Consider the following 25,217-nt stretch of genomic DNA (forward strand, 5'->3'; position numbering starts at 1 on the left):
TCAGAGCCCCCGCGCCTCCTTGAACAGCAGCTGCTGCAGCGCGTTGGCGGCGTTGCTGAGGGTGCGGTTGCGGTGGTAGATGATGCCGAGGTTGCGCACGATGCTCAGTTGCGGCATGGGCAGCTCGGCGAGGGTCTCGTCCACCAGGGTTTTCGGCAGTACGCTCCAGCCGAGGCCGACGCCCGCCATCATCTTGATGGTCTCGAGGAAGTTGGTGGCGAGTTTGGCGGTGAGCTTGAGGCCGTGGGCGTCGAACTCGCGCTTGATCAGTCGCCCGGTATAGGTGTTCATGTCCGGCAGGATGGCCGGGTACTGGGCGAGAGCCGGCAGGTCGAGTTCGGGCATCTGCGCCAGCGGATGATCCGGGGCGGCCACCACGACACAGGGGTCGGGCCATATGATCTGGGCGTTGAGGCTGGGGTAGTCCTTTAGTGCAAGGGTGACCACGGCCAGTTCGTATTCGCCAGCCATCAGGGCCTCGTAGGCCTGCTCGGAGTCGAGGAAGTCGATATCCAGGGCGACGTCCGGGTAGCGGGTGCTGAAATCCTTCAATACCGGCGGCAGATGGTGCAGACCCACGTGGTGACTGGTGGCAATGCGCAGGCTGCCGCCGATGGTTTCGCCGAGGCTCCTGAGTTCCCGCTCCGCGTCGCTCACTTCGTTGAGAATATGGCGGGCGCGCGGCAGCAGGGCGCGGCCGGCGTTGGTGAGCTGGAGTTTGCGGCCGATGCGGTCGAACAGGGGGGCGCCCAGTTGCTGCTCAAGGGAGGCGAGGCGCTTGCTCACCGCGGGCTGGGTGAGGTGCAGCTGCTCCGCGGCTTCCGACACGGAGCCCTGTTCGGCGATGGCGAGGAAGGCTCTAAGCCACTGAATTTCCATGGTATTTGCCTACCTTGTTGGCGTATTCCAAAAACGAATGCGCCATATAATAAATATAAATTGATGTTATTCAATGCCCCCCCTAGACTCCCGCATGTTATCCATAGAGGAGATGGGGCTATGGGCCACCCTGAAAATAAGAAGCAGACGCTCTACGACAAGCTCTGGCAAGACCACCTTGTCAAAAGCCGCGACGACGGCACCGCACTGATTTACATCGACCGTCACCTGATTCACGAGGTGACCTCACCACAGGCATTCGAAGGCCTGCGCCTGGCGGGCCGCAAGCCCTGGCGCACGGATTCCGTGGTGGCCACCCCGGACCACAACGTGCCGTCCGACGCTGCAGAGCGCGCCGGAGGTATCGAAGGTATCCAGGACGAAGTGTCCCGTATCCAGGTCAAGACCCTGGACGAGAACTGCAAGGATTTCGGCATCGTCGAGTTCGGTATCAACGATCCCGGTCAGGGCATTGTGCACGTGATCGGCCCTGAGACCGGCGTGACCCTGCCGGGTATGACCGTGGTGTGTGGCGATTCCCATACCTCTACCCACGGCGCGCTGGGCGCACTGGCCCACGGTATCGGCACCTCCGAGGTGGAGCACGTGATGGCCACCCAGTGCCTGATCCAGAAAAAGATGAAGAACATGCTGGTGCGTGTGGACGGTGAACTCGGTCCGGGCGTGACCGCGAAAGACGTGGTACTGGCAATCATCGGCAAGATCGGCACCGCCGGCGGCACCGGTTATGCCATCGAGTTCGGTGGTTCCGCGATCCGCTCTATGTCCATGGAAGGTCGCATGACCATCTGCAACATGGCCATCGAGGGCGGTGCCCGTGCCGGCATGGTGGCGGTGGACCAGATCACCCTGGACTACGTGAAAGGCAAACCCTACGCGCCCAAGGGCGAGCAGTGGGATCGCGCGGTGGAAAACTGGAGCCGGTTGCATTCGGACGACGGCGCACACTTCGATGCGATCGTCGAGCTGAAAGCCGAAGAGATTGAGCCGCAGGTGAGCTGGGGTACGTCACCAGAGATGGTGGTGCCGGTAAACGCTGTAGTGCCCAATCCTGCGGACGAGAGCGATGCCACCAAAAAAGCCGGTATCGAGCGCGCGCTGGAATACATGGGACTGAGCGCTGGCCAGAAGATTACCGACATCAATCTGGACCGCGTATTTATCGGCTCCTGCACCAACTCCCGTATCGAGGACCTGCGCGCGGCGGCGGAAGTGGCCAAGGGTCACAAGAAAGCCGACAGCGTGAAGCAGGTACTGGTGGTGCCCGGTTCCCAGTCTGTGAAAGCGCAGGCAGAGAAAGAAGGGCTCGACAAGGTATTTATCGAGGCGGGCTTCGAGTGGCGCGAGCCCTCCTGCTCCATGTGTCTGGCGATGAATGCGGACAAACTCGGCGCCGGTGAGCACTGTGCCTCCACGTCCAACCGCAACTTTGAAGGCCGTCAGGGTTACGGCGGCCGCACCCATCTGGTGAGCCCGAGTATGGCGGCGGCGGCGGCGATTGCCGGTCATTTTGTGGATGTGCGTGAATTTGGGGGGGTGAAATGAAAGCGTTTACTCAGGTAACCGGCGTTGTCGCGCCGATGGACCGCGCCAATGTGGACACGGATCTGATCATTCCCAAGCAGTTCCTGAAATCCATCAAGCGCACCGGCTTCGGCCCGAACCTGTTCGACGAGCTGCGCTACCTTGATGAGGGGCAGCCCGGTCAGGATTGCAGTCAGCGTCCGCTGAACCCGGATTTTCCGCTGAATTTTCCGCGCTACAAAGGTGCCTCCATTCTGCTGGCGCGCAAGAATTTCGGCTGCGGTTCCAGCCGTGAGCACGCGCCCTGGGCGCTGGACGATTACGGCTTCCGCGCGGTGATTGCGCCGAGTTTTGCGGATATTTTCTTCAACAACTGTTTCAAGAACGGCCTGTTGCCGATCGTTGTTGACGAAGACACCGTCGAGCAATTGTTCCAGGAGATGTACGCGGACGAGGGCTACCAGCTGACCATCGATCTGGAGAAACAGCAGATTATCAAACCTGACGGTGAAACCATTGCGTTTGAGGTGGACGAGTTCCGCAAACACTGCCTGCTGAACGGCCTTGATGATATCGGTCTCACTCTCGAGGATGCGGACGATATTCGCGCGTACGAAGCCAAACGCCGCGAACAGGCGCCCTGGTTGTTTGACGCGGTGAAGTGATCGCGCAAAGGAATAAAAGGAATACAGGAAACGCTGATGAGCAAGAAAATCATGATCCTTCCGGGCGACGGTATCGGCCCGGAAATTGTCGAGCAGGCAGTTGCGGTGCTGAAAACCGCCGATGAAAAGTTTGGCCTGGGCCTCGAATTTAGCGAAGGCCTGATCGGCGGTGCGTCTATCGACGCCCACGGTGAACCGCTGACCGATGCCGAGCTGAAAAAGGCCGGCGAGTGCGATGCAGTGCTGCTGGGTGCGGTGGGTGGTCCCAAGTGGGACAAGCTCGACCGCGCCATCCGCCCGGAAAAAGGCCTGCTGAAAATCCGCAGCGGGCTCGGCCTCTACGCCAACCTGCGCCCGGCCATTCTGTATCCGCAGCTGGCCGATGCTTCCTCGCTGAAACCGGAAGTGGTTTCCGGTCTCGACATCCTGATCGTGCGCGAACTTACCGGCGGTATTTATTTCGGTGAGCCGCGTGGTATTCGCACGCTGGAAAACGGCGAAAAGCAGGGCTTCAATACTTACGTATATAAAGAGTCCGAAATTGAGCGCATCGCCCGCACCGCGTTTGAAGCCGCGCAGAAGCGCGGCGGCAAGCTGTGTTCCGTGGACAAGGCCAACGTGCTGGAAGTCACCGTGCTGTGGCGCGAGGTACTGGATCGCCTGGCACCGGAATATCCGGATGTGGAGCTTTCGCATATGTACGTGGACAACGCGGCGATGCAGCTGGTGCGCGCGCCCAAACAGTTCGACGTGATGGTGACCGGCAATATGTTCGGCGACATCCTGTCCGACGCCGCCGCCATGCTCACCGGCTCTATCGGCATGTTGCCTTCCGCGTCGCTGAACGAAAGCGGCTTCGGTCTGTACGAACCCTGCCACGGCAGTGCGCCGGACATCGCCGGGCAGGGTATTGCCAACCCGCTCGCTACCATTCTTTCTGCGGCAATGATGCTGCGTTACTCGCTGGATATGGGCGACGTTGCAGATGCGATCGAGGCGGCGGTGAGCAAGGTGCTGGATCAGGGGCTGCGCACCGCCGACATCTACACCGAAGGCTGCAAAAAAGTCTCCACCGCCGAAATGGGTGCCGCCGTCGTCGCCGCTCTCTGACAGGCCTCATTAATTACGTCATCCCGGTCTCTTTATTCATGCGGCGCGGCCGCTCCGGGATCCAGTAAACAAACAGATTCAACAGGGTAAAGAAATGAACAAAGTAGGATTCGTAGGCTGGCGCGGTATGGTCGGCTCCGTTTTGATGGGCCGCATGCTGGAAGAAAACGACTTCGCGCACATCGCCGAGCCGGTATTTTTCTCCACCTCCAATGCCGGCGGCGCTGCGCCGGATATCGGCAAGGAAGTTGCGCCGTTAAAAGACGCCTACGATCTGGAAGCGCTGGCGGAGCTGGATGCGATCATCAGCTGCCAGGGCGGTGACTACACCAAGGAAGTCTTCGGTAAATTGCGTGAAAGTGGCTGGAACGGTTACTGGATCGACGCCGCCTCCAGTCTGCGCATGGCGGACGACGCCATCATTGTACTGGACCCGGTGAACCGCGATGTCATCGACCGCGGCATCGAGTCCGGCGTGAAAAACTACGTCGGTGGCAACTGCACCGTCAGCCTGATGCTGATGGGCCTGGGCGGCCTGTTCAAGGCGGGCCTGGTGGAGTGGGTCAGCTCCATGACGTATCAGGCGGCCAGCGGCGCCGGCGCCAAGAACATGCGCGAGCTGATTTCCCAGATGGGTGCGATCCGCGACGGCGTGGCCGCGGAACTGGCGGACCCCGCCAGCGCGATTCTGGATATCGACCGCAAGGTGGTGGAAACCATGCGCGGCGGTGACTTCCCCACCGCGGAGTTCGGTGCACCGCTCGCCGGCAGTCTGCTGCCGTGGATCGACACCCAGCTGGAAAATGGCCAGAGCCGCGAGGAATGGAAGGCGCAGGTGGAGGCCAACAAGATTCTCGGCACCAGCGCTACTGTGCCGGTGGACGGTACCTGTGTACGCATTGGCGCCATGCGCTGCCACAGCCAGGCGTTTACCGTGAAGCTGAAAAAAGATGTGCCGCTGGCAGAAATCGAACAGTTGATCGCCTCTGCCAACGACTGGGTCAAAGTCGTGCCGAACGACCGCGCCATCACCGTGAAAGAGCTGACTCCCACCGCGGTAACCGGCAAGCTGGATATTCCGGTGGGCCGCCTGCGCAAGCTGAGCATGGGGGGGGAGTACCTGAACGCATTCACCGTAGGTGATCAGCTGCTGTGGGGCGCCGCCGAACCGCTGCGTCGTGTACTGCTGATCCTGCTCGGCAAGCTGTAAGTCACCTTAAAAATCTACTGCGCGTGCGTCTGGCGGCACCCGGCGGTGCTCAGAATGCTCATGTATTACTCATACATTCCGCTTCTTGCGCTCCGGCGGGTACCACCAGACACCCGCTCGCGACGATTTTAAAGGCGCCTTGAGACTTTATAGCGCGCAATTCGCTGCCCCTGGCTGGGGGCGGCTTCCCTCCGTCCGCGTCACGCGTATAATCCCCGCATTTTTCACGCTGCTGAATTTATCGCCGAACTGGCGTAAAAGCAGACGAACCACCCAATGAGTACAGATATGACTGAATCCAACCGGGAACTGGTGATCCTTGGCGTCGGCAGTGCGCCGTTTGATGCATTGCTGGAAATCCTCGAGGAGCGCAATACCGTTACGCCCGCGCAGCTGAAGCTGGTCGTGGGCGATGAAGCGGAGGCCGACCCGCAGGTTTTTGCCAATCGCAGTATTCCGGTCGTGCCGCTGAAGGACTTTGTATTCACTCCGGAGCAGGTAGTGCTGCTGCTGACCGGCGGTGATGCGGCGATGGCTGCAATGGCCAAGGCGGAAGAGGCCGGCGCCTGGGTGGTGGATGCCGCCGGTATCAGTCGCGGCGATGAATCCGTTGCGCTGATTCATCCGCTGCTGAATGCGGAGGCGCTTCAAGCGGTGGAGCGCAGGGTGGTTGCGGTGCCGGGTGCCGCTGCGGCGATGGTTGCTGAGGCGTTGTTTCCGCTGAGGTCACAGCTGAAGTCTGTTGAAGTGGTGCTGAATCAGCCGGTATCGGCCCTCGGAAAATCCTGTGTGGACGCCACCGCGGCGCAGACCGCGCGCCTGTTCAATGGCCAGGAGCCGGATGTGGATGAAACTACCGGGCAGCGACTTGCGTTCAATCACCTGAGTTCTGCAGAAGCTCTGCTGGAAAGTGGTCACAGTGTCAGCGAGCTGGCGCTGGTGTTGGAACTGCGCCGCCTGCTTGGCGACTCCATAGCGTTCGACACCACCATCAATACGGCGTCGGTATTTCACGGCCAGTTGGCGAACCTGAGTGTGCAACTGGAAGCGCCGGTGGAACTCGCCACGGTGCGCGGCCTGCTGGCCAATGGTGCACGCCTTGAAATGCGCGAGCGCCCTTCGGCGCAGGATGCCGTGGGCAGCGAGAACACCCTGGTAGGGCGCCTGCGCAGCGGACTGCTCGGGCCGGCGTGGATCAATTTCTGTGCAGCATCCGACAATTTGCGGAAAGACATCGCAATAAACTGTGTACAGTTTGTCCACTTGTTGCTAAAAACCCATTGATATTTAATACTTAGCGACCTTTCTGAAGGTTTCTTCTTAACATTGCTCAATGGGTTACCCCGGATAGGGCGCGGCACTGCCTGGGGGGTATTGCCGGAAAAATGTTTGAGGAAACCCGAGGGGCTGAGTCTTTATCGGGGGGCGGACTTTCGCTGGAGAGCTTCGCCGGAGAGTAGAGCCTGGTGTATGAACACTGGTTCTTTTGTTTAAAAAACGCGCGGTTTTTCGCGCGATCCGGCTTCTGTTTTTGGCGCTTTGGGTGGTGAACAGACAGATGCCGGAGTGATTCTAAAAATAAAGGGAATCGGTTATGCGTGTGCAAAAGCTGGCACTAGCAGTTGGTCTGGTCAGCGCACTGGGGGGTAATGGGGCTCTGGCGCTTGGTCTGGGTGAGATAAAACTGAACTCAACTCTGAACCAACCTCTCAATGCGGAAATCAAACTGCTGCAGACACGCGGCCTTGACGACAATGAAATCAAGGTGCGCCTGGCCAGTTCCGAGGACTTTGAGCGCGCTGGCGTCGATCGTACCTACCTGCTCAATGAACTGCAGTTCAGCGTCGATTACTCTGGCGGTGAGCCGGTGGTGCGTATCTCCAGCCGCGCGCCGATCCGCGAACCCTTCCTGAATTTCCTGGTGGAAACCCGTTGGCCCAGCGGCCGTCTGCTGCGGGAGTACACCCTGCTGATGGACCTCCCGGCCTTCTCCACCAATACCGCTGCCCAGCCGGTTCAAGCTGCCGAGCGCGAGCGTCAGCAGGTGCGCCGAGATGCGCCAGTACAGAAGCCGCTGCAACCCACCGTGCAGAAGCGCCAGCCGGAGCCTGTACAGGCGCCGGTGCAGCAGCCCGAATCGGAATATCAGCCTCCCCAGGAGGCCGCACCCGCTGAACCGGCACCGCAAGTCTTTGATGAGCCCGCTGATCTGCAGCCTGCGCCGCAGAGTGGAAGCGCCGCGGATTCCGGCAGCCGCGTATACGGCCCGGTGGAAGCCAACAAAACCCTGTGGGAGATTGCGCGCGACAGCCGCGAAACCCGTGAGGTGTCTGTGCAGCAGACCATGCTGGCAATCCAGCGCCTCAATCCAGAGGCGTTCATCAACAACAATATCAACCTGCTCAAGAAAGGTGCGGTGCTGCGCCTGCCCACCACCGATGAAGTGCGCAGCCTGACGCGCACTGAAGCGGTTGCCCAGGTGGCGACCCAGAATGATTCCTGGCGCGAGCGGGTGGGCGATGCCGATGTTACCGGCGCGCCACTGGACGGGCGCGCGGCAACGGAAGAAACCGTTGTAAGCGATACGCTGGAGGGCCGCGTGTCCCTCGCGGCACCCGGCGACAACGAATCCGTGCTGTCCGGCTCCGGCAGCGGCACCGGTGAAAGCGAGGCCCTTGAGGGCGAGCTGGCGGTGAGCGAGGAAGAGCTGGATAAATCCCGCCTGGAGAATGCCGAACTGCAGGAGCGCATCGGCGAACTCAACGAACAGATCGACACCATGGAGCGCATGGTGGAAGTCTCTAACGACGAACTGCAGGCGGTGCAGACCGCAGCGGAGCAGTCGCTCGAGAGCAGCGAGTCCGATGCCGTTGATGCTGGCATCGAGGATATCGCCGCGGAAGACACCGCGGACGTCGCTACAGACAACGACAGCGTGGATGCCGTCCAGGAACCGGCCGCGATCAGTGAGCCGGAGACAGTTGAGGCAGCACCGGTAGAAGACGAAACGCGCAACCGCGTGGTGGTGCAGACCCGCCCCGAACCGACCCTGGTTGAGCGCGTAATGGATAATATTGTGCCCATCGGTGCCGGTGCCGGCGCTCTGGTAGTGGCGCTGTTCGGCTTCCTCGCCTGGCGTCGCCGCAAGGAAGAGGAGGAGGCCATCCGTCAGGTCGAGGCGGAAATGGCCGCGGAGCGCGCTCAGACGGAGTCTGTCGATTTTGCCGAAGAAGACGACAACCTGGCTGCCGTGGAAGAGCTGGAAGCCAGCGAAAGTTTCGATCTGGACCAGTTGGGCGAAGTGGAAACCGACGATCCGATCGGCGAGGCGGAAATCCACCTGTCCCTGGCGCAGTACCAGGAGGCCGAGGCCAAGTTGCTGACCGGTCTCAAGGCGGCACCCGCCAATGTGGATGCACGCCTGATGTTGCTGGAGGTGTACGCCCAGCAGAAGAATGCCGAGCAATTTGACGATCATTACCGCCAGCTGCTGAGTTACAGCGATGGCCCTGCGGCAGATCGCGCCGCACGCCTGCGCGAAACCATTCCCGGCATAGCGCCCTTCGTGGCTCCGGAAATGGACTTCTCCAGCGAATCCCTGGAAGCCGCGCAGCTCGACGACATGAGCGACGATTTCGACGGTGCCGGCTTCGACCTCGAAGCGAGCTTCGACGACCTCGACGAATTCTCCGGCAGCAAGCATGCTTCATCTGCCGCTGCGGAAACGGCGAACGACGATAAAGACTTTGCGCTGGACGACCTGGGCGATCTGGACGATTTGTCATTGGATCTCGACGACGATACCGTCGAGACCGCGTCCCCATCCGTCAAAGCCGACGATGACTTCTCCCTGGACCTGGATCTGGGCGATGATCTGGAAAGTGATTTCGGCAGTGCGCTGGAAGATTCTTCTCTGGATAGCGGAGAAGACACCGCGTTCGATTTCGATCTGAGCACCAGTGCCGAGCCCGAGACCAGGTCCGAGGCGGAAGGCGGCGGGGAGCTTGAGGATCTGATTGCGGATGGCGAGCTGGATCTCGACAGTCTGGACGGTCTTGAGGGGCTGGACAGCCTCGATCTGGATTCCGACTTTGCGCTTGAAACGGAGCAGTCGGTTTCTGGTGCAGATTCTGCGGCGGAAGGAAGTGGTCTCGATTTCGAGCTGGACCTGACCCCGATGGGCGAAGACAGCGAGCTGACATTGGACGGTGACGATGCCTCCAGCAATACAACCGCATCCGTGAGCGACAGCATCGAGGTCTCCGGTGATGATGGCAGTCTGGATAATCTGGATTTCGATTCCATCGACCTTGATGCCATTGACCTCGGTGATCTGGATGATCTGGGCGATATAGAGCTGGACGCTGGAAGCACTGACACCAGCCTGGATCTGGAAGAGGACCTGGATGTTGCGGTGGCCGAGGAATCCGCAAGCCAGAAAACGCCTGTTCCTGCCCCCGCCACTGATGACGAAGCTCTGAGTGATCTGGGCTTTAATCTGGAAAACGATCTCGATTCCGAGCTGAACCTGCTGGAAGGCAGTGATGAAGTCAGCACCAAGCTGGAGCTGGCCCAGGCCTACCTGGATATGGGCGACAAAGACGGCGCCCGCGAGATTCTGGGAGAGGTGGTGGAAGAGGCCGCCGGTGAACATCAGCAGCGCGCCAAAGACATGCTCGCGCGCATGGGCTGATTCTCAGTACGATTTATTCACGCTATCTACAGCGACAACACTTTGACCCCGCTTTACGCGGGGTCTTTCTTTTTCGCTGAGGTGTAAACTCCGCTGCATGATGAACAAAATCTACGAATACAAAGCGAATGGTGAAGTGCCCGAGGGTGAATCCCTGCCGCCGGGATTGCGCCGTATTGCGCTCGGCGTGGAGTACTGCGGCTCGCGGCTGCGGGGGTTCCAGAAGCAGAGTCACGATCCGCTGACGGTGCAGGAAACCCTGGAAAAGGCGTTGTCTAAAGTGGCGGCGGAACCGGTCACTCTGGTGTGTGCCGGGCGCACCGATGCCGGCGTACACGCTACCGGGCAGGTAATCCACTTCGATACCAGTGCGGTGCGGCCAACCAAGGCCTGGATTCAGGGCGTGAACACCCAGATGCCGTTTGACGTGCGGGTGCACTGGGCGCAGGAGATGCCGGCGCAGTTTCACGCGCGTTTTTCTGCGCGCAACCGTACCTATCGCTACCTGATTCACAGTGCGCCGACACGCTCCGCGCAGGCGGCCACGGAAGTGACCTGGAGTGAGCGCACCCTGGATCTTGATCTGATGCGGGAGGGGGCTCAGCACTTGATCGGCGAACACGATTTCAGCAGTTTCCGCGCCGCCCAGTGCCAGGCCCGCTCCCCGGTGCGCCGGCTTACCAAGCTGGATATCGGCCGCGTCGGCCAGCTCATTGTGCTCGAGGTCAGCGCCACCGCGTTTCTGCACCATATGGTGCGCAATATTGCCGGCGTACTGATGGCCGTGGGGCGCGGCGACCGCGCACCGGAATGGGTGGCGGAAGTGCTGGGCGCACGGGATCGCGCCGCAGCGGGCGTCACCGCACCTCCCCACGGGCTGTATCTGGTCAATGTGCAGTACCCGGAAGTGTTCACCCTGCCGGAATGGCCGCCGGGGCCTTTGCTGGTGCCTCTGCCGCTAAATGCCATTGCCGGCACAGGTCGGTAACACCGCGTTTCGCCGGCCCCCCCGATCTGCTAGTATCCCGTGCTCTCCGATTTTCTCTGCTGCCAGCGCACGGGATTCGTGGCGGTTCCTGTAGCGGACGCCAGCTGGCCGCGTCAGCGGTGTATGGAATATGCGCGTAAAGATCTGCGGAATCACTAGTGTCGACGACGCCTTGCTCGCGGTGGATGCCGGTGCGGATGCGTTGGGCCTGGTGTTTTATCCCCCGAGCCCCCGCAATGTGACCCCGGAACAGGCGGCGGAAATTGCCCGCGCGGTGTCGCCGTTTGTGGTGCTCACCGGGCTGTTTGTAAACGCGCACCCGGAACAGGTGGAGGCGGTGCTGCAGCAGGTGCCGCTGAATCTTCTGCAATTTCACGGCGATGAAAACGCGCCCTACTGCCGCCAGTTTCGTCGCCCCTATATCAAGGCCCTGCGCATGAGGCCGGAGCTGGATCCGGTCGAAGTTATGGCGGGTTTTCCCGATGCCCGCGGTATTTTGCTCGACGCCTATCGCAAGGGCGTTCCCGGCGGTACCGGAGATACCTTCGACTGGCAGCGGGTGCCCCGGGACAGCGGCCGCCAGATTATTCTTGCCGGCGGTCTCACGCCGGAAAATGTGGCCTCAGCGGTTGCCGCCGCGCATCCGCAGGCGGTGGATGTGAGTGGTGGAGTTGAGGCGTCTCCCGGGCGCAAAGATGCCGCCAAAGTAACCGCATTTATTCGCGCCGCCCGCGCTGCCTGTGCAGGCCAGACAGAATTGACACAAGGAGTTTGAGTAGTGACTAAAACCACTTCCCCCGTCGATTACGGGGCCTATCCGGATGCTCGCGGGCACTTCGGGGAATTCGGCGGACGCTTTGTGTCCGAGACCCTGATCAGCGCCCTGGATGAGCTGCAGGAAATGTACCAGCGTCTCAAGAACGATCCGGAATTCCAGGCCGCATTCGATTACGACCTGGCCCATTATGTGGGCCGTCCTTCGCCGCTGTATCTGGCTGAGCGGCTGACTGCCGACGCCGGCGGCGCGCGTATCTGGCTGAAGCGCGAAGACCTGAACCACACCGGCGCGCACAAGGTGAACAACACCGTTGGCCAGGCACTGCTGGCCAAGCACAGCGGCAAGTCCCGCGTGATCGCGGAGACCGGCGCCGGCCAGCACGGTGTGGCCACCGCCACCGTGGCGGCGCGCCTTGGGCTCAAGTGCGCGGTGTACATGGGCGCGGAAGACGTGAAACGCCAGTCGCCGAATGTCTATCGCATGAAGCTGCTTGGTGCCGAAGTGATCCCGGTGGAGTCCGGTTCCAAGACCCTGAAAGATGCCATGAATGAAGCCATGCGCGACTGGGTCACCAATGTGGACGACACCTTCTACATCATCGGCACCGTGGCTGGCCCGCACCCCTATCCGCAGCTGGTGCGGGATTTCAATTCCGTTATCGGTCGCGAGGCGCGCCGCCAGAGTCTGGAGCAGTTCGGGCAGCTGCCGGATGCGCTGGTGGCCTGCGTGGGCGGCGGCTCTAATGCCATCGGCCTGTTTCACCCGTTCCTCGCCGACGAGTCCGTAAAAATGTACGGGGTAGAGGCGGGGGGTGATGGCATCGAAACCGGTCGCCACGCCGCGCCGCTGAACAAGGGCATACCCGGTATCCTGCACGGCAACCGCACCTATCTGATGGAAGATGAGGACGGTCAGATTATCGAGACGCATTCGGTATCCGCTGGTCTCGATTATCCCGGTGTTGGCCCCGAGCACTCCTGGCTGAAGGATATCGGCCGGGTAGACTATGTGGCGATCAACGACGACGAAGCCCTCGCGGCTTTTCGCAAGCTGACCCGCACGGAGGGCATTATTCCCGCGCTGGAGTCCAGCCACGCGGTGGCCTACGGTCTGAAGCTCGCCGCTTCCATGCGGCCGGACCAGAACATCGTGGTGAACCTGTCTGGTCGCGGCGATAAGGATATCTTCACCGTCGCTGCCATCGACGGCATCAAGGTTTAAGGAGTGGCATGGTGACTGAAGCAAACAGAATTGATCGGCGCTTTGCCAGGCTGCGCAGCGAGGGCCGCAAGGGGCTGGTGACCTACATCGTCGCCGGTGACGGCGGTCTGGAAAATACCGTAGGCCTGATGCACCAACTGGTGGCCAGCGGCTCCGACCTGATTGAGCTCGGGGTGCCATTTTCCGACCCGATGGCAGAAGGCCCAGTGATTCAGAAAGGTCATGAGCGCGCGCTCGAGCAGAAGGTATCCCTGCGCAAATGCCTGGCACTGGTGAAGGAGTTCCGCGAAAAGGACGCCGAGACGCCAGTGATTTTAATGGGCTATGCCAACCCGATCGTGAGAATGGGCACCGAGGCCTTCGCCGATGGGCTGAAAGAGGCTGGCGCTGATGGTGCCTTGACGGTGGATCTGCCGGCAGAGGAGGCGGGCCCGCTGAACGATCTGTTGAAGGCGCGCGATCTGCGTAATATTTTCCTGCTGACACCGACCACCAGCGATGCGCGTATCGCTGAGATCACGCGTCTCGCCAGCGGGTTTGTCTACTATGTTTCCCTGAAAGGCGTCACCGGCGCCGGGCACCTGGATCTGGCGTCGGTGCACGAAAACCTTGCGCGCATCCGCCGTCACACGGATCTTCCCCTGTGTGTCGGCTTCGGTATCAAGGATGGTGCTTCTGCGAAAGCCGTGAGCGCTGATGGCGACGGTGCGGTGGTAGGCAGTGTGTTGGTATCCGCTGTGGGTGAATCCGCGGATGCGGCGGCGGCCAAGGATCGCATCGGTGCGTTGGTCGCTGAAATGCGCACGGCGCTGGATACTTGAGGCATCGGCGAAGTCCTGAACTGTTGGCCAGAAAGCCGGAGTGTGCGGCTTATCTGGCCAAGTGCAATTTTTTTTAAAGTGGTTTAATTCGCGGTTTTGGCGCTGCCGGTCATTTATCTTTGTCCCTCTAGTGAAGGGGTGGCCGTCCCCGGCAGTGAGAGAATTCAGCAAGCATCGGATTTTGGAAGCAAAATGAGCTGGTTAGAAAAAATTGTCCCCTCGGTGATCCGTACCGAGCGCCGTACCGGAGCCAGCAAGGTGCCGGAAGGGGTATGGAAGAAGTGCGTGAAATGCGATTCCACCCTGTACTTGCCGGAACTGGAGCGCAATCTCGACGTGTGTCCGAAGTGCGACCATCACTTCCGCATCGGCGCGCGCCGGCGTTTGGATATGTTCCTGGATAAAGAGCATCGCGAGGAGCTGGCCACCGACGTTGAACCGGTGGATCGCCTTAAGTTCAAGGATGTGAAGAAATACAAGGACCGCCTGACCCAGGCGCAGAAGGCGACTGGCGAGAAGGATGCGCTGATTGCAATGCAGGGCCTGCTGGAAGGCAAGCCGCTGGTGGCGGTGGCGTTCGAGTTTAATTTCCATGGTGGTTCGATGGGTTATGTGGTGGGTGAGAAGTTCACCCGCGCGGCTCAGCGTGCGTTGGAGGAGCGGATTCCGCTGGTGTGTTTTTCGGCGACCGGTGGTGCGCGTATGCAGGAGGCGTTGATTTCGCTGATGCAGATGGCGAAGACGTCGGCGGTGTTGGAGAAGCTGCGGATGGCGGGTGTGCCTTATATCTCCATCATGACGGATCCGGTGTACGGTGGGGTTTCTGCGTCGCTGGCGCTGCTGGGTGATATCAATGCGGCGGAGCCGGGTGCCCGCGCGGGTTTTGCCGGTCCGAACATCATTGAGCAGACCATTCGCCAGAAGCTGCCGAAGGGTTTCCAGCGCGCGGAGTTCCTGCTGGAGCACGGCGCCATCGATATGATCATTCCGCGTCACGATATGCGGAATACGGTTGGTCGCCTGCTGGGCAAACTCTCCAATAATTGACATTGTTTCCTTGGTCTCGCTTGGTGGCGGGACCGCTGCCGGGGGCAGCCTTGCAAGACACGCCGTAAACCCATCCATGGGGGCTCTTCCGCGAGGTCCCTCTCGCGGAAGGTCTTGCAAGGCTGCCCCCGGCATCGCTCCCTTCGCATTGAATTGTTCACTTCGATTCAGCGCCGAAAATCCTTTGCATCCTACTAAAATCCCTTCACCTGATAAGTTACCGGTGATCCTATGCGCGACCTCCAATCCTGGCTTTCCCGTCTGGAAAAACTGCATCCCACGGAAATCGAACTCGGCCTTGAGCGAGTCTCCTCCGTTGCCCGCACGCTTGATGTGGAAACACCGGCGCGTCGGGTGATTACGGTGGGTGGCACCAATGGCAAAGGCAGTTGCGTGCGCACAATGGAGGCGCTGCTGCTTGCGGGGAATCACTCTGTGGGTGCCTACAGTTCGCCACATCTGCTGCGCTTCAATGAGCGGGTGCGGATTGGCGGTGCGGAGGTTTCCGATGCGGCGCTGATTGAGGCGTTTGAGGCGGTGGAGCAGGCCCGGGGGGAGATGAGCCTGACCTATTTCGAGTTCACTACGCTGGCGGCGTTTTGGCTGTTCAAGCGGGCGGGTGTGGAGTTTGCGCTGCTGGAAGTGGGGCTGGGTGGGCGTCTGGATGCGGTGAATCTGGTGGATGCGGATGTCGCGATCATTACCAGTGTGGCGGTGGATCACGAGGCGTGGCTGGGCCGTGACCGGGAGGTGATCGGGCGCGAGAAGGCGGGCATTCTGCGGGCGGGTAAGACGTTTGTGTGCGCGGACCCGAAGCCGCCGGCATCGGTGGTGGATGCGGCGCGGGATCTCGGTTGCGAGAGTTTCTTTATCGGTCACGAGTTCTCGCTGCAGGACAACCACTATCAGTTGTATGCGGAGCCGGAGCTGAAGATTGGCGTGCCGGTGTTGCAGTTGCCACCTGCCAGTGTGGCGGCGGCGATTACCGCGCTGGCCATTGCCGGCGAGCTGCCGGGGGCGGATCGGGTGTGCGAGGTGCTGGAGCACCTGCGCATGCCGGGGCGTTGCCAGTCGCTGACTTGGCAGGGGCGTCGGCTGGTACTGGATGTGGGCCATAACCCTGCGGCGGCGGAGTACCTGGCGGACTGGCTGGACCGCCATCCGGTGTCGGGGCGCACCCTGGCGCTGGTGGCGGTGATGGCGGACAAGGATATTGCCGGTCTGGTGCAGCCTCTCGCCGGGCGGATCGATCACTGGTATCCGGCGCTGCTGCCGGACAATTCCCGTGCTGCGGGCGCGGAGCAGCTGTTGGCGGGGCTCGCCGCCGGCGGTGTCGATGCGGGGCGTATTGAGGGGGGCTGCGAACCGGTCGCGGGGCAGCTGGCGCGGGCCGCGACGGATCTGGGCAGAGATGACAGGTTGCTTGTCTTCGGTTCTTTCTTTACCGTTGCGGAAGCCTTGAGCGTTATCGAGTAATTGCGCAAATACACTGAGAGAACACCAGCATGGCCAGTCGGGACAATGACTCCTACTCCGCTTCCCCCCGCCGCCTGAACGACGGGGTCAAGCAGCGTATTGTGGGCGCGCTGGTACTGGCCGCGCTGGCGGTGATCTTCCTGCCCAGCTTGTTTGACCGCGAGGGCGCGCGCTTCGTGGATGTGACCAGTCAGATTCCCCCGGCACCGGATATCAAGCCTATTTCCATTGCGGAGCCTGAACCGGTGGCGGACATTGAGCCGGCGCCTCCGGTCAACGACGTCTTCCAGCCGGAATTTGTCGAACAGAAATCGCCAGCGCCGGACCCGGAAGTGGTGACTCCGCAGCCGGAACCCAAGGCGGAACCTGAACCTGCGTCCGCGGTTGCGGAAACTAAGCCTGTTGCCGAGAAGCAGCCGCAGCTGCCGGCAGAGAAAACCCAGCTGGATGACAAGGGTTTGCCGGAGGGCTGGGTGATTCAGGTGGCGGCTTACAAGGATGCCGCCAGCGCCGAGCGCATGCGCGGCAAACTGCTGGATGCCGGCTTCCGCGCCTATACCCGGGCGGTCGATACCGGGAAGGGTCGTTTTGTGCGGGTCTTTGTGGGCCCCAAACTCAGCCGGGTGGATGCCCAGTCGGACAAGCAGAAGCTGGATAAACTGCTGAAGGCAGATACCCTGATCCTGCGCTACAAGGCCTGATACGGCGATTCCCCGCGGGACCTTATCATTCCTCCTCTTGTGCACTCCGGACCGGCGGTCGTCCCGACCGCCAGGTTCGCAATGTTCCACCCAATTTCACGGGATTTAGTGAACTGCTTCACTGGCCCCGGTCGGTACGTTAGAATGCGCGCTCTTCGCGGCGGCCGCCGCGTAGCAGGTAGGGTTGAATGAACTGGGCTGACTGGACCATTCTGGCAATTGTCGCCATTTCCACGCTGATCGGCTTGGGCCGAGGCTTCGTGCGCGAAGTCCTGTCGCTGCTCACCTGGGTGGCCGCATTCGTGGTGGCGATGATGTTCCGCGACGAGTTAGCACCACTCCTTTCCAACCTCGTCGATACGCCTTCACTGCAGGCCATAGCGGCCTTCGCCATTCTCTTTATTGCTACCCTGCTGGCAGGAGCCGGCTTGAATATGACCCTGTCCGCGTTCGTGGAGGCCACCGGCCTTTCCGGAACCGACCGGGTACTGGGAATGGTGTTTGGACTGTTCCGCGGTGCCATCATCGTGATGGCACTATTGATCTTTGCCCCGGCGCTGGCGCCGGTGAATGAAGACAAGTGGTGGCAGGAATCGACGCTGATACCTCGCTTTCTAGAATTTGAGGACCGCGCGCGCGAAGCGGCTGGCGCGGTCAAGGATTTCTTCGCAGGGCAATTTGATTGATCGCAGATCTGCAGGAGGCAGTACCCGATCACCTTGACCATTTCGAAACGACTGGGGTTATCTGAAGTATGTGTGGCATCGTTGGAATCGTTGGCAAGAGTGACGTCAATCTGCAGTTGTATGACGCGCTCACCATGTTGCAGCACCGGGGCCAGGATGCCGCGGGTATCGTCACCTGTGACGGTGACCGCCTGAACCAGCAGAAGGCGAACGGCCTGGTACGGGATGTATTCCGCGCGCGCCATATGCAGCGCCTCACCGGCAACTTCGGTATCGGCCATGTGCGCTACCCCACCGCCGGCAGCTCTGGCCCCGCGCTGGCCCAGCCGTTTTACGTCAACTCCCCCTACGGCATCGCCATGGCCCACAATGGCAACCTCACCAATGTAAAAGAGGTGAGCGAGGAAATCTTCCAGCAGGACCTGCGCCACATCAACACCGACTCCGATTCCGAAGTCCTGCTGAACGTTTTTGCCCACGAGCTGCACAAGCAGCACAAACTCCAGCCCAAAGCCGAAGACATCTTCACCGCAATGCGCGCGGTGCACAAACGTGTGCGCGGCGGTTACGCCTGTGTGGCCATGATCGTCGGTTACGGCGTGGTGGCCTTCCGCGACCCCAACGGTATCCGCCCGCTGGTGTACGGCAAGCGCGATACTGACCAGGGCACCGAATATATGGTGGCCTCTGAGTCTGTGGCGCTGGACGTGCTCGGTTACACCCTGGTGCGCGACGTGGCGCCGGGTGAGTGTCTGTACATCGAGCTGGATGGCACCCTGCACTCCGAGCAGTGTGCGGAGAATCCGCAGTTGCGCCCGTGCATTTTCGAGCATGTGTACTTTGCCCGTCCGGACTCCATCATGGACGGTGTTTCCGTGCACAAGGCGCGCCTGCGCCAGGGCGAGCATCTCGCCGAAAAAATCCTGCGCGAGCGCCCGGATCACGACATCGATGTGGTTATCCCGATCCCGGATTCCTCCCGCTCCGCGGGCCAGATGGTGGCACATCGTCTGGGCGTGAAGTTCCGTGAAGGTCTGGTAAAGAACCGCTATATCGGCCGCACCTTCATCATGCCGGGCCAGAAGCAACGCAAGAAGTCTGTGCGCCAGAAGCTGAACCCGATTGAGCTGGAATTCCGCGGCAAGAATGTGCTGCTGGTGGACGATTCGATTGTGCGTGGTACTACTTGTAAGCAGATCATTCAGATGGCCCGCGATGCCGGTGCCAACAAGGTGTACTTCGCTTCTGCCGCTCCTGCGGTGAAGTTCCCGAATGTGTACGGTATCGATATGCCGTCTGCCACTGAGCTGGTGGCCCACGGTCGCACCACGGAAGAAGTACGTGAGGAGATCGGTGCGGACTGGCTGATTTACCAGGAGCTGGAAGACCTGATCGTGTCCTCTGGTGAGGGCAACACCGAGATCAAGCAGTTTGAGAATTCGGTGTTCGACGGTGAGTACATCACTGGCGATGTTACCGAGGAATACCTCAACAGCCTGCATGCCGCGCGCAATGACAATGCCAAGGAAACCAAGGGCAAACAGAGCTCAATGTAATTTGTAACTCCGTTTATCCCCCAAGCTTTCGGCCCACCAATCAGTGGGCCGAAGTGTTTTAGGGCAAAGTGAAAGCGTCGATACCGATAGTTGCTTGCGAGACCTTCTAAAACAGGGATGTTTTAGAAGAGCCCCCAGGGATGGGTTTACGGCGTGTCTCGCAAGCAACTATCGGTAGCGGCGCTGCCTCCGGGCGGGCTACGGAGTTTTTCCCACCTTCCAGTTACTCCGTAGCTCCCCGTAGTGGCGTCAGAGCAACGGGTATTCGTTTTCAAAACCGCTGTGAATACGTCCCTGTACGCTGCGTCGCAAACATCCCTGTTTGCGACGCTTTTGAAAACGAATCCCCGTCACTCTGCCTTCGATTTTTGGTTTTTTACTTCGTAGCTTTTGTGCCTTCGATTCAGCGTTGCGCTGTTTCTGGGTTAAGATTACCGGCTCAATCACACCAACCCGGGACGGTTAATCCATGTTTGAAGACGACGGCTACGCACTGGAAACGCTGGCGGTACGTGCAGGCCAGAGCCGGTCGGCGGAAGGCGAGCACTCAGAGCCGATCTACACCACCTCCAGTTACGTCTTTCCCTCCGCGGCAGAAGCCGCCGCGCGTTTCTCCGGGGAATCCCCCGGCAACGTCTACTCGCGCTACACCAACCCCACCGTGCGCATGTTCGAACAGCGCATCGCCGCGATGGAAGGCGGGGAGGCCGCAGTAGCCACGTCCAGCGGCATGGCCGCCATCCTGAGCCTGTGCATGGCGCTGCTGAAAAGCGGTGACAAAGTCATCTGTTCCCGCAGTGTGTTCGGCACCACCACAGCGCTGTTTACCCGCTATATGGTCAAGTTTGGCGTCAAGGTCAGCTTCGTCGACCTCACCGACCTGCAGGCGTGGAAGGATGCGTTGGATGGCGACACCAAGCTGCTGTTTATGGAGACACCGTCCAACCCTCTGTGCGAAGTCGCCGATATCCGCGCCATGGCGGATCTCGCCCACAGCGCCGGCGCGCAGCTGGTGGTGGACAACTGTTTCTGTACCCCCGCGCTGCAACGCCCGCTGGAACTCGGTGCTGACATCGTCGTGCATTCCGCCACAAAATTCCTCGATGGCCAGGGCCGCTGTGTGGGCGGTGTGGTGGTGGGCAGGAAAGAGGTGATGGATGAAGTCGTCATCTTCCTGCGCACCTGCGGGCCGAGCATGAGTCCGTTCAATGCCTGGGTTTTCCTCAAAGGCCTCGAAACCCTCAACCTGCGCATGCGTGCCCACTGCAACAGTGCGCTGGATATTGCCTGGTGGTTGAAGGAGCAGCCGCAAGTGGAAAAGGTCAATTACGCGGGTCTTCCCAGCCATCCCAATCACCAGCTCGCCGCTGCCCAGCAGAGTGGTTTCGGCGCGGTGTTCAGCTTTACCGTCAAAGGTGGGCGCGAGGCGGCGTGGAAGGTGATCGACGCGTGCAAAATCTTTTCCGTTACCGCCAACCTCGGTGACGCGAAGAGCACCATCGTGCACCCGGCCACCACCACCCACGGTCGTCTGAGCGAAGAGGAAAAGGCGAAGGCGGGCATCACCGAAAACCTGATTCGCATCTCTGTCGGTCTGGAAAATGTCGAGGACCTGAAAGGGGATCTGACGCGAGGCTTGTCGTCACTCGCATAAAGCGGTCACAATGGCGCGAAATGTGACTTGCTGGATAGTGCCTGCTCACTGCGGGCCTATCATTAGTGGCTAGTGAAGAAAAACCGAGCAGTAATGGATTTGCCGTGCAAAAAATCATCTCCGCCATTGTCGCCGATATCGGCAAAGTCCTGCTGGGCAAGGAACATCAGGTAAAACTCGCGCTGGCCTGTCTACTGGCGCGCGGGCATCTGCTGATTGAAGACCTGCCGGGTATGGGCAAGACAACCCTCGCCCACGCACTCGCGCAGGTTCTCGGCCTTTCCTACAAACGGGTGCAGTTTACCAGCGACATGCTCCCCGCCGACATCCTCGGCGTCAGCATCTTCGAGCGCGAATCCGGGCAGTTCCGTTTCCACGAAGGCCCCGTGTTTAGCCAGCTGTTGCTCGCCGATGAAATCAACCGCAGTTCTCCCAAAACCCAAAGTGCCCTGTTGGAGGCTATGGAAGAGCGCCAGGTCAGTATCGACGGCGAGACCCGACCGCTGCCGGAACCCTTCTTCGTCATCGCCACCCAGAACCCGCTGCAGCAGTCCGGCACCTTCGTGCTGCCGGAATCCCAGCTCGACCGCTTTCTCATGCGCATCAGCCTCGGTTACCCCACCCGCGAAGCCGAGCGGGCACTGTTTCAGGGTGTAGACCCGCGCGCTCAGTTGGCCCAACTCAAACCGCGCATCAACAGCGAAGGTCTGAAAAAACTGCAGTCGCTGGTGGGGCAGGTAAAGGCCTCGGATTCACTGCTCGATTATCTCGAGCGACTGGTGCAACACAGCCGCCACAGCCCGGAGTGCGCCGTCGGCCTGTCACCGCGCGGTGCACTGGCGCTGCTGCATGCCGCCCGCGCCTGGGCGCTGATCCACAACCGCGGCCACCTGTTGCCGGAAGATTTGCAGGCCGTGTTGCCGGCGGTCGCCGGCCACCGCCTGCAGACCGATGGCGGTGACGGTGCGCAGTTGGTGGAGCGCATGATGCACCAGGTGGACATCATCGCCGCCTGACCCCGGCGGAGATGAACTTAGGGCGAACGCAGCGTGCTCGGGAAATTATCGGCCAATCGCGAAACCTCAAACAGCGGCGACCAGCCCCGGCGCCTGTTCCATAAGCACTGGCAGCGCTGGCTGGGTCGCCGCGCGCCAGCCGCCAACAGTGTCACCCTCAATCACCGCAAATTGTTCGTGATTCCCAGCCTCGCGGGTATGGGCTTCGTGCTGGTGATCGCGTTGCTGTGGCTGCTCGGCACCAACTACGAAAACAATCTGGTGTTTGCGCTCACCTTCCTGCTGGTGGGTTTGTTTGTGGTGTTGCCGGTGCACACCTTTGCCAATCTCTCCGGGCTGAAACTGCAGTTGGTGGAAGCCGAACCCACCTTCGCCGGTGACTACGGCCAGGCGCGGATTCGGCTCCATAAAAGCGGCAAGCGTTTCCACGAACGGGTGCGGCTCGCATGGCCTCCGGAAGAGGGCCAGCTCGTCGATGTCACCGAGGGGCGCGATGGCCGCGAGATTCGCTTGGACCTGCCACTGGTGCAACGCGGTCGGGTGCGCGCGCCGCGCATCCTGGTAGAGAGCCGTTTCCCCCTCGGTCTGTTCCGCTGCTGGAGCTGGGTGGATCTGGATGTGGAATTCCTGGTCTATCCGCAACCAAAATCCGCCGGGCCACTGCCGCTTGGCGCCAGTACCGGCGACGGCGAGCGCGAGCTGGCACACACCCAGAGTGGCGACGACTTCGCCGGCCTCAAGCACTATCAGCCTGGCGATTCCCTGCGCCATGTGGCCTGGAAGCAGTACGCCGGTGGCCGCGACCTGTACAGCAAGGAGTACGCCTCGGGCAGCGACGCGCGTCTGTGGCTCGATTGGGATCTGCTGGCCGGGCGCGACGTGGAGACCCGTCTCAGCAACCTCTGTGCCTGGATTCTCGACGCCGAGCGCGCCCAGGTTCCCTACGGCCTGCGCCTGCCGGGGCAGACGGTCGCACCGGCACTTGGCAGTGCGCACAAAACGTATCTGCTGGGCCTGCTGGCGCTGTTCCCGGTGCAGGGAGTGCGCGCGTGATTCAGGGCTCCGCAAATCCTCACGGTCACAGCCAGCTGCAGACGCTGTTGCCGCGCGAGAGCCTGCTGTGGATTTTCGCCGCGCAATTGGCGGTGCTGCTGCCACACTTCGCCCATTTGCCCCTGTGGCTGCTGGGCGCCTGGACGGTTGCAGTCTACTGGCGGCTCGAGGTGTACCGCGGACGCCGCGAGATACCCGGGCGGCTGGTGAAACTGCTGGCGGTGTCCCTGGCGGTTCTGGGGCTGGTGCTCACTTACCGGCGCTGGTTTGCGCTGGAACCGATGGTGGCGCTGCTGGCGGTGTCGTTCACCCTGAAAAACATCGAACTGGTCAGCCGGCGCGATGCGTTGCTGAGCCTGATGCTGGCGTATTTCCTTGCCGCCACCCTGTTTGTATTTGAGCAGACCATTCCCTACGCCCTCTACGGCATGCTGTGCGTGGTGTTGATCACCGCGGCGTTGGCGGCACAGCAGGGGAAGGGCAGCGCGCGACCCGGGCGGGCGCTGGGATTATCGGCGAAACTGCTGGCACAGGCGGTGCCGGTGATGCTGCTCCTGTTTGTGGTGATGCCGCGCCTCGGCCCGCTGTGGGCGGTGCCGCAGAACAGTGCCAAGGCCTCTACCGGTATCAGCGACTCTATGAGCCCGGGGGATTTCAGCGAGCTGTCCAAGTCGGACAAGCCCGCCCTGCGCATTTCCTTTGATGGCCCGCTGCCGCCACCGGAGCAGCGTTACTGGCGCGGGTTGGTGTACACCCACTTCGACGGCCGCCGCTGGAGCGAGCCGGATCTGGAACAGTATTACGCCAGCTGGCGTCGGGGACGTGGTCGGTCTCAGGGGGTGTCGGGCGCGGCAGAAAGTGAGCAGACACTACCGGCGGTGGGCCCGCGCTACCGCTATCAGGTAATCCAGGAGGCGAGTCACAGCCCCTGGCTGTTTTCACTGGCGCGACCGCATTCGGAAACCGAGGGTGTCAGCGCCACCGGCGACGACACCCTGGTGTACCGTATGCCGGTTGCCAGTCGTCTCGCCTACGACGTGCGTTCCTGGCCTCGGGAGAGCCTCGCCCGCGATGAACCGCTGAGTGCCGCCGAGGAGCGCCGCCATCTGCAGCTGCCCGGTTCCGGTAACCCGGAGGCGCGGGCCTGGGCTCAGGCGCGGCTCGCGGAGGGCATGGGTGCCGAGCAGATCTCCACGGCGCTGCTGGATCTGTATCACCGCAACTTCACCTATACCCTGCGCCCGCCGGCACTGGGCCGCGACAGCGTGGACGAATTTCTGTTCAGTACCCGCCAGGGCTTCTGTGAGCACTTCGCCAGCAGTTACGTGTTCACCATGCGCGCCGCCGGCGTGCCCGCGCGGGTGGTGGCCGGCTACCAGGGTGGCGAGTGGGTGGAACAGCAGGAATATCTACTGGTGCGCCAGTACGACGCCCATGCCTGGGCGGAAATCTGGCTGCCGGGCCGCGGCTGGGTGCGCGTTGACCCCACCGCCGCGGTGGCGCCGGAGCGTATCCGCGACGGGTTGCAGACCGCCGCGGCCGAGGAGTTCATGCAGGACGCACTGCTGCCCCTGCACAAGATCGCCCTGGTCACCCGCTTGCGCCTGCAGTGGGACATGATCAACTACCGCTGGTACCAGACCGTGGTGAGTTTTGACCGGGAGCGTCAGGAAGGTCTGCTGACGCGGCTGCTCGGCGAGGTATCACCCCTGCGCCTGGCGTTGTTGCTGGGCCTGCCTGTGCTGCTGGCACTGGCGGCCCTGCTGCTGTGGTTGCATCTCAGCAGCCGGGGGCCTGCGTTGCCCACGGTCAGCCGACTCTATTTGCGCTTTTGCCGGCGTATGGCGCGCGCGGGCTTTGCGCGCAATCCCGGCGAGGCGCCGGGGGATTACGCCCGTCGCATCGAGCGGGAGGTGCCGCGGCTCGGCCCCATGGCCCGCCAGATCACCCTGGCCTACGAGCGCGCTGCCTATGGTGATAGTGGCAGCAGTGCGGCGGCAGAACGGCAGTTGCGACGCTTGCTGCGGGGCTTCTGGCCGCGGCGACGGGCCCGCCCCACAAGCGTGCAATCTGTGTGACAATAGCGCCCCCTCGGGCGGCTCCCTAGCAGCCCGAAAC

At 61.4% G+C, this 25,217-nt stretch carries 20 protein-coding genes; 19 read left to right on the forward strand and 1 reads right to left on the reverse strand.

Translation table 11 applies throughout. The annotated features are described in order from the left end of the window. Positions 1-879: a LysR family transcriptional regulator gene (locus FDY93_RS14175; RefSeq protein WP_105101491.1), complete on the reverse strand. Its 879-nt coding sequence runs from the start codon at positions 877-879 to the stop codon at positions 1-3. Between the two features lie 120 nt (positions 880-999). Between FDY93_RS14175 and leuC the strand changes: the two genes are divergently transcribed. The 19 genes from leuC to FDY93_RS14270 all read left to right on the forward strand — a co-directional run bounded on the left by leuC (position 1,000) and on the right by FDY93_RS14270 (position 25,177). Continuing rightward, positions 1,000-2,445 (forward strand): 3-isopropylmalate dehydratase large subunit, encoded by a 1,446-nt coding sequence (gene leuC / locus FDY93_RS14180; RefSeq protein WP_138236414.1) that lies wholly within the window; start codon positions 1,000-1,002, stop codon positions 2,443-2,445. After that, on the forward strand, positions 2,442-3,089 hold the full coding sequence (leuD, locus tag FDY93_RS14185; RefSeq protein ID WP_138236415.1) for a 3-isopropylmalate dehydratase small subunit: 648 nt from the start codon (positions 2,442-2,444) through the stop codon (positions 3,087-3,089). Before leuC ends, leuD begins: the two co-directional genes overlap by 4 nt. 36 nt (positions 3,090-3,125) lie before the next feature. After that, positions 3,126-4,199: a 3-isopropylmalate dehydrogenase gene (gene leuB, locus FDY93_RS14190; RefSeq protein WP_138236416.1), complete on the forward strand. Its 1,074-nt coding sequence runs from the start codon at positions 3,126-3,128 to the stop codon at positions 4,197-4,199. Positions 4,200-4,293: 94 nt separating this feature from the next. Beyond that, positions 4,294-5,409 carry an aspartate-semialdehyde dehydrogenase gene (gene asd / locus FDY93_RS14195; RefSeq protein WP_138236417.1) on the forward strand — a complete coding sequence of 372 codons (1,116 nt, stop codon included), beginning with the start codon at positions 4,294-4,296 and terminating at the stop codon, positions 5,407-5,409. 288 nt (positions 5,410-5,697) lie between these two features. Beyond that, positions 5,698-6,693 carry an Asd/ArgC dimerization domain-containing protein gene (locus FDY93_RS14200; protein ID WP_138236418.1) on the forward strand — a complete coding sequence of 332 codons (996 nt, stop codon included), beginning with the start codon at positions 5,698-5,700 and terminating at the stop codon, positions 6,691-6,693. Positions 6,694-7,003: 310 nt separating this feature from the next. Beyond that, positions 7,004-10,102: a FimV/HubP family polar landmark protein gene (locus FDY93_RS14205; RefSeq protein WP_138236419.1), complete on the forward strand. Its 3,099-nt coding sequence runs from the start codon at positions 7,004-7,006 to the stop codon at positions 10,100-10,102. 97 nt (positions 10,103-10,199) lie between these two features. Next, positions 10,200-11,090 carry a tRNA pseudouridine(38-40) synthase TruA gene (gene truA / locus FDY93_RS14210; RefSeq protein WP_138236420.1) on the forward strand — a complete coding sequence of 297 codons (891 nt, stop codon included), beginning with the start codon at positions 10,200-10,202 and terminating at the stop codon, positions 11,088-11,090. A 130-nt stretch (positions 11,091-11,220) separates the two neighbouring features. Next, positions 11,221-11,865 carry a phosphoribosylanthranilate isomerase gene (locus FDY93_RS14215; protein ID WP_138236421.1) on the forward strand — a complete coding sequence of 215 codons (645 nt, stop codon included), beginning with the start codon at positions 11,221-11,223 and terminating at the stop codon, positions 11,863-11,865. Positions 11,866-11,868: 3 nt separating this feature from the next. Then, the gene (gene trpB, locus FDY93_RS14220) at positions 11,869-13,089 is read left to right on the forward strand and encodes a tryptophan synthase subunit beta (RefSeq protein ID WP_138236422.1); all 1,221 of its coding nucleotides are present in this window, start codon (positions 11,869-11,871) and stop codon (positions 13,087-13,089) included. Positions 13,090-13,097: 8 nt separating this feature from the next. Continuing rightward, positions 13,098-13,910, forward strand: a complete 813-nt coding sequence (trpA, locus tag FDY93_RS14225; RefSeq protein ID WP_138236423.1) for a tryptophan synthase subunit alpha — start codon at positions 13,098-13,100, stop codon at positions 13,908-13,910. A 192-nt stretch (positions 13,911-14,102) separates the two neighbouring features. Next, the gene (accD, locus tag FDY93_RS14230) at positions 14,103-14,957 is read left to right on the forward strand and encodes an acetyl-CoA carboxylase, carboxyltransferase subunit beta (protein WP_138236424.1); all 855 of its coding nucleotides are present in this window, start codon (positions 14,103-14,105) and stop codon (positions 14,955-14,957) included. A gap of 231 nt (positions 14,958-15,188) precedes the next feature. Continuing rightward, positions 15,189-16,433 carry a bifunctional tetrahydrofolate synthase/dihydrofolate synthase gene (gene folC, locus FDY93_RS14235; RefSeq protein ID WP_138236425.1) on the forward strand — a complete coding sequence of 415 codons (1,245 nt, stop codon included), beginning with the start codon at positions 15,189-15,191 and terminating at the stop codon, positions 16,431-16,433. A gap of 29 nt (positions 16,434-16,462) precedes the next feature. Beyond that, on the forward strand, positions 16,463-17,134 hold the full coding sequence (locus FDY93_RS14240; protein ID WP_138236426.1) for an SPOR domain-containing protein: 672 nt from the start codon (positions 16,463-16,465) through the stop codon (positions 17,132-17,134). A gap of 188 nt (positions 17,135-17,322) precedes the next feature. After that, positions 17,323-17,820, forward strand: coding sequence for a CvpA family protein (locus FDY93_RS14245; RefSeq protein ID WP_138236427.1), 498 nt, complete (start codon positions 17,323-17,325; stop codon positions 17,818-17,820). A 68-nt stretch (positions 17,821-17,888) separates the two neighbouring features. Further along, entirely contained in the window at positions 17,889-19,376 is a 1,488-nt protein-coding gene (gene purF / locus FDY93_RS14250) for an amidophosphoribosyltransferase (protein ID WP_138236428.1), read from the forward strand. Positions 19,377-19,845: 469 nt separating this feature from the next. After that, positions 19,846-21,030: an O-succinylhomoserine sulfhydrylase gene (locus FDY93_RS14255; protein WP_138236429.1), complete on the forward strand. Its 1,185-nt coding sequence runs from the start codon at positions 19,846-19,848 to the stop codon at positions 21,028-21,030. A 104-nt stretch (positions 21,031-21,134) separates the two neighbouring features. Continuing rightward, positions 21,135-22,046 (forward strand): AAA family ATPase, encoded by a 912-nt coding sequence (locus tag FDY93_RS14260; protein ID WP_138236430.1) that lies wholly within the window; start codon positions 21,135-21,137, stop codon positions 22,044-22,046. A gap of 33 nt (positions 22,047-22,079) precedes the next feature. Further along, on the forward strand, positions 22,080-23,099 hold the full coding sequence (locus tag FDY93_RS14265) for a DUF58 domain-containing protein (RefSeq protein ID WP_138236431.1): 1,020 nt from the start codon (positions 22,080-22,082) through the stop codon (positions 23,097-23,099). After that, positions 23,096-25,177: a transglutaminase TgpA family protein gene (locus tag FDY93_RS14270; RefSeq protein WP_246068588.1), complete on the forward strand. Its 2,082-nt coding sequence runs from the start codon at positions 23,096-23,098 to the stop codon at positions 25,175-25,177. Before FDY93_RS14265 ends, FDY93_RS14270 begins: the two co-directional genes overlap by 4 nt. Positions 25,178-25,217: the final 40 nt, after the last annotated feature.

This window comes from Microbulbifer harenosus (assembly GCF_005771435.1).
Lineage (GTDB): Bacteria > Pseudomonadota > Gammaproteobacteria > Pseudomonadales > Cellvibrionaceae > Microbulbifer > Microbulbifer harenosus.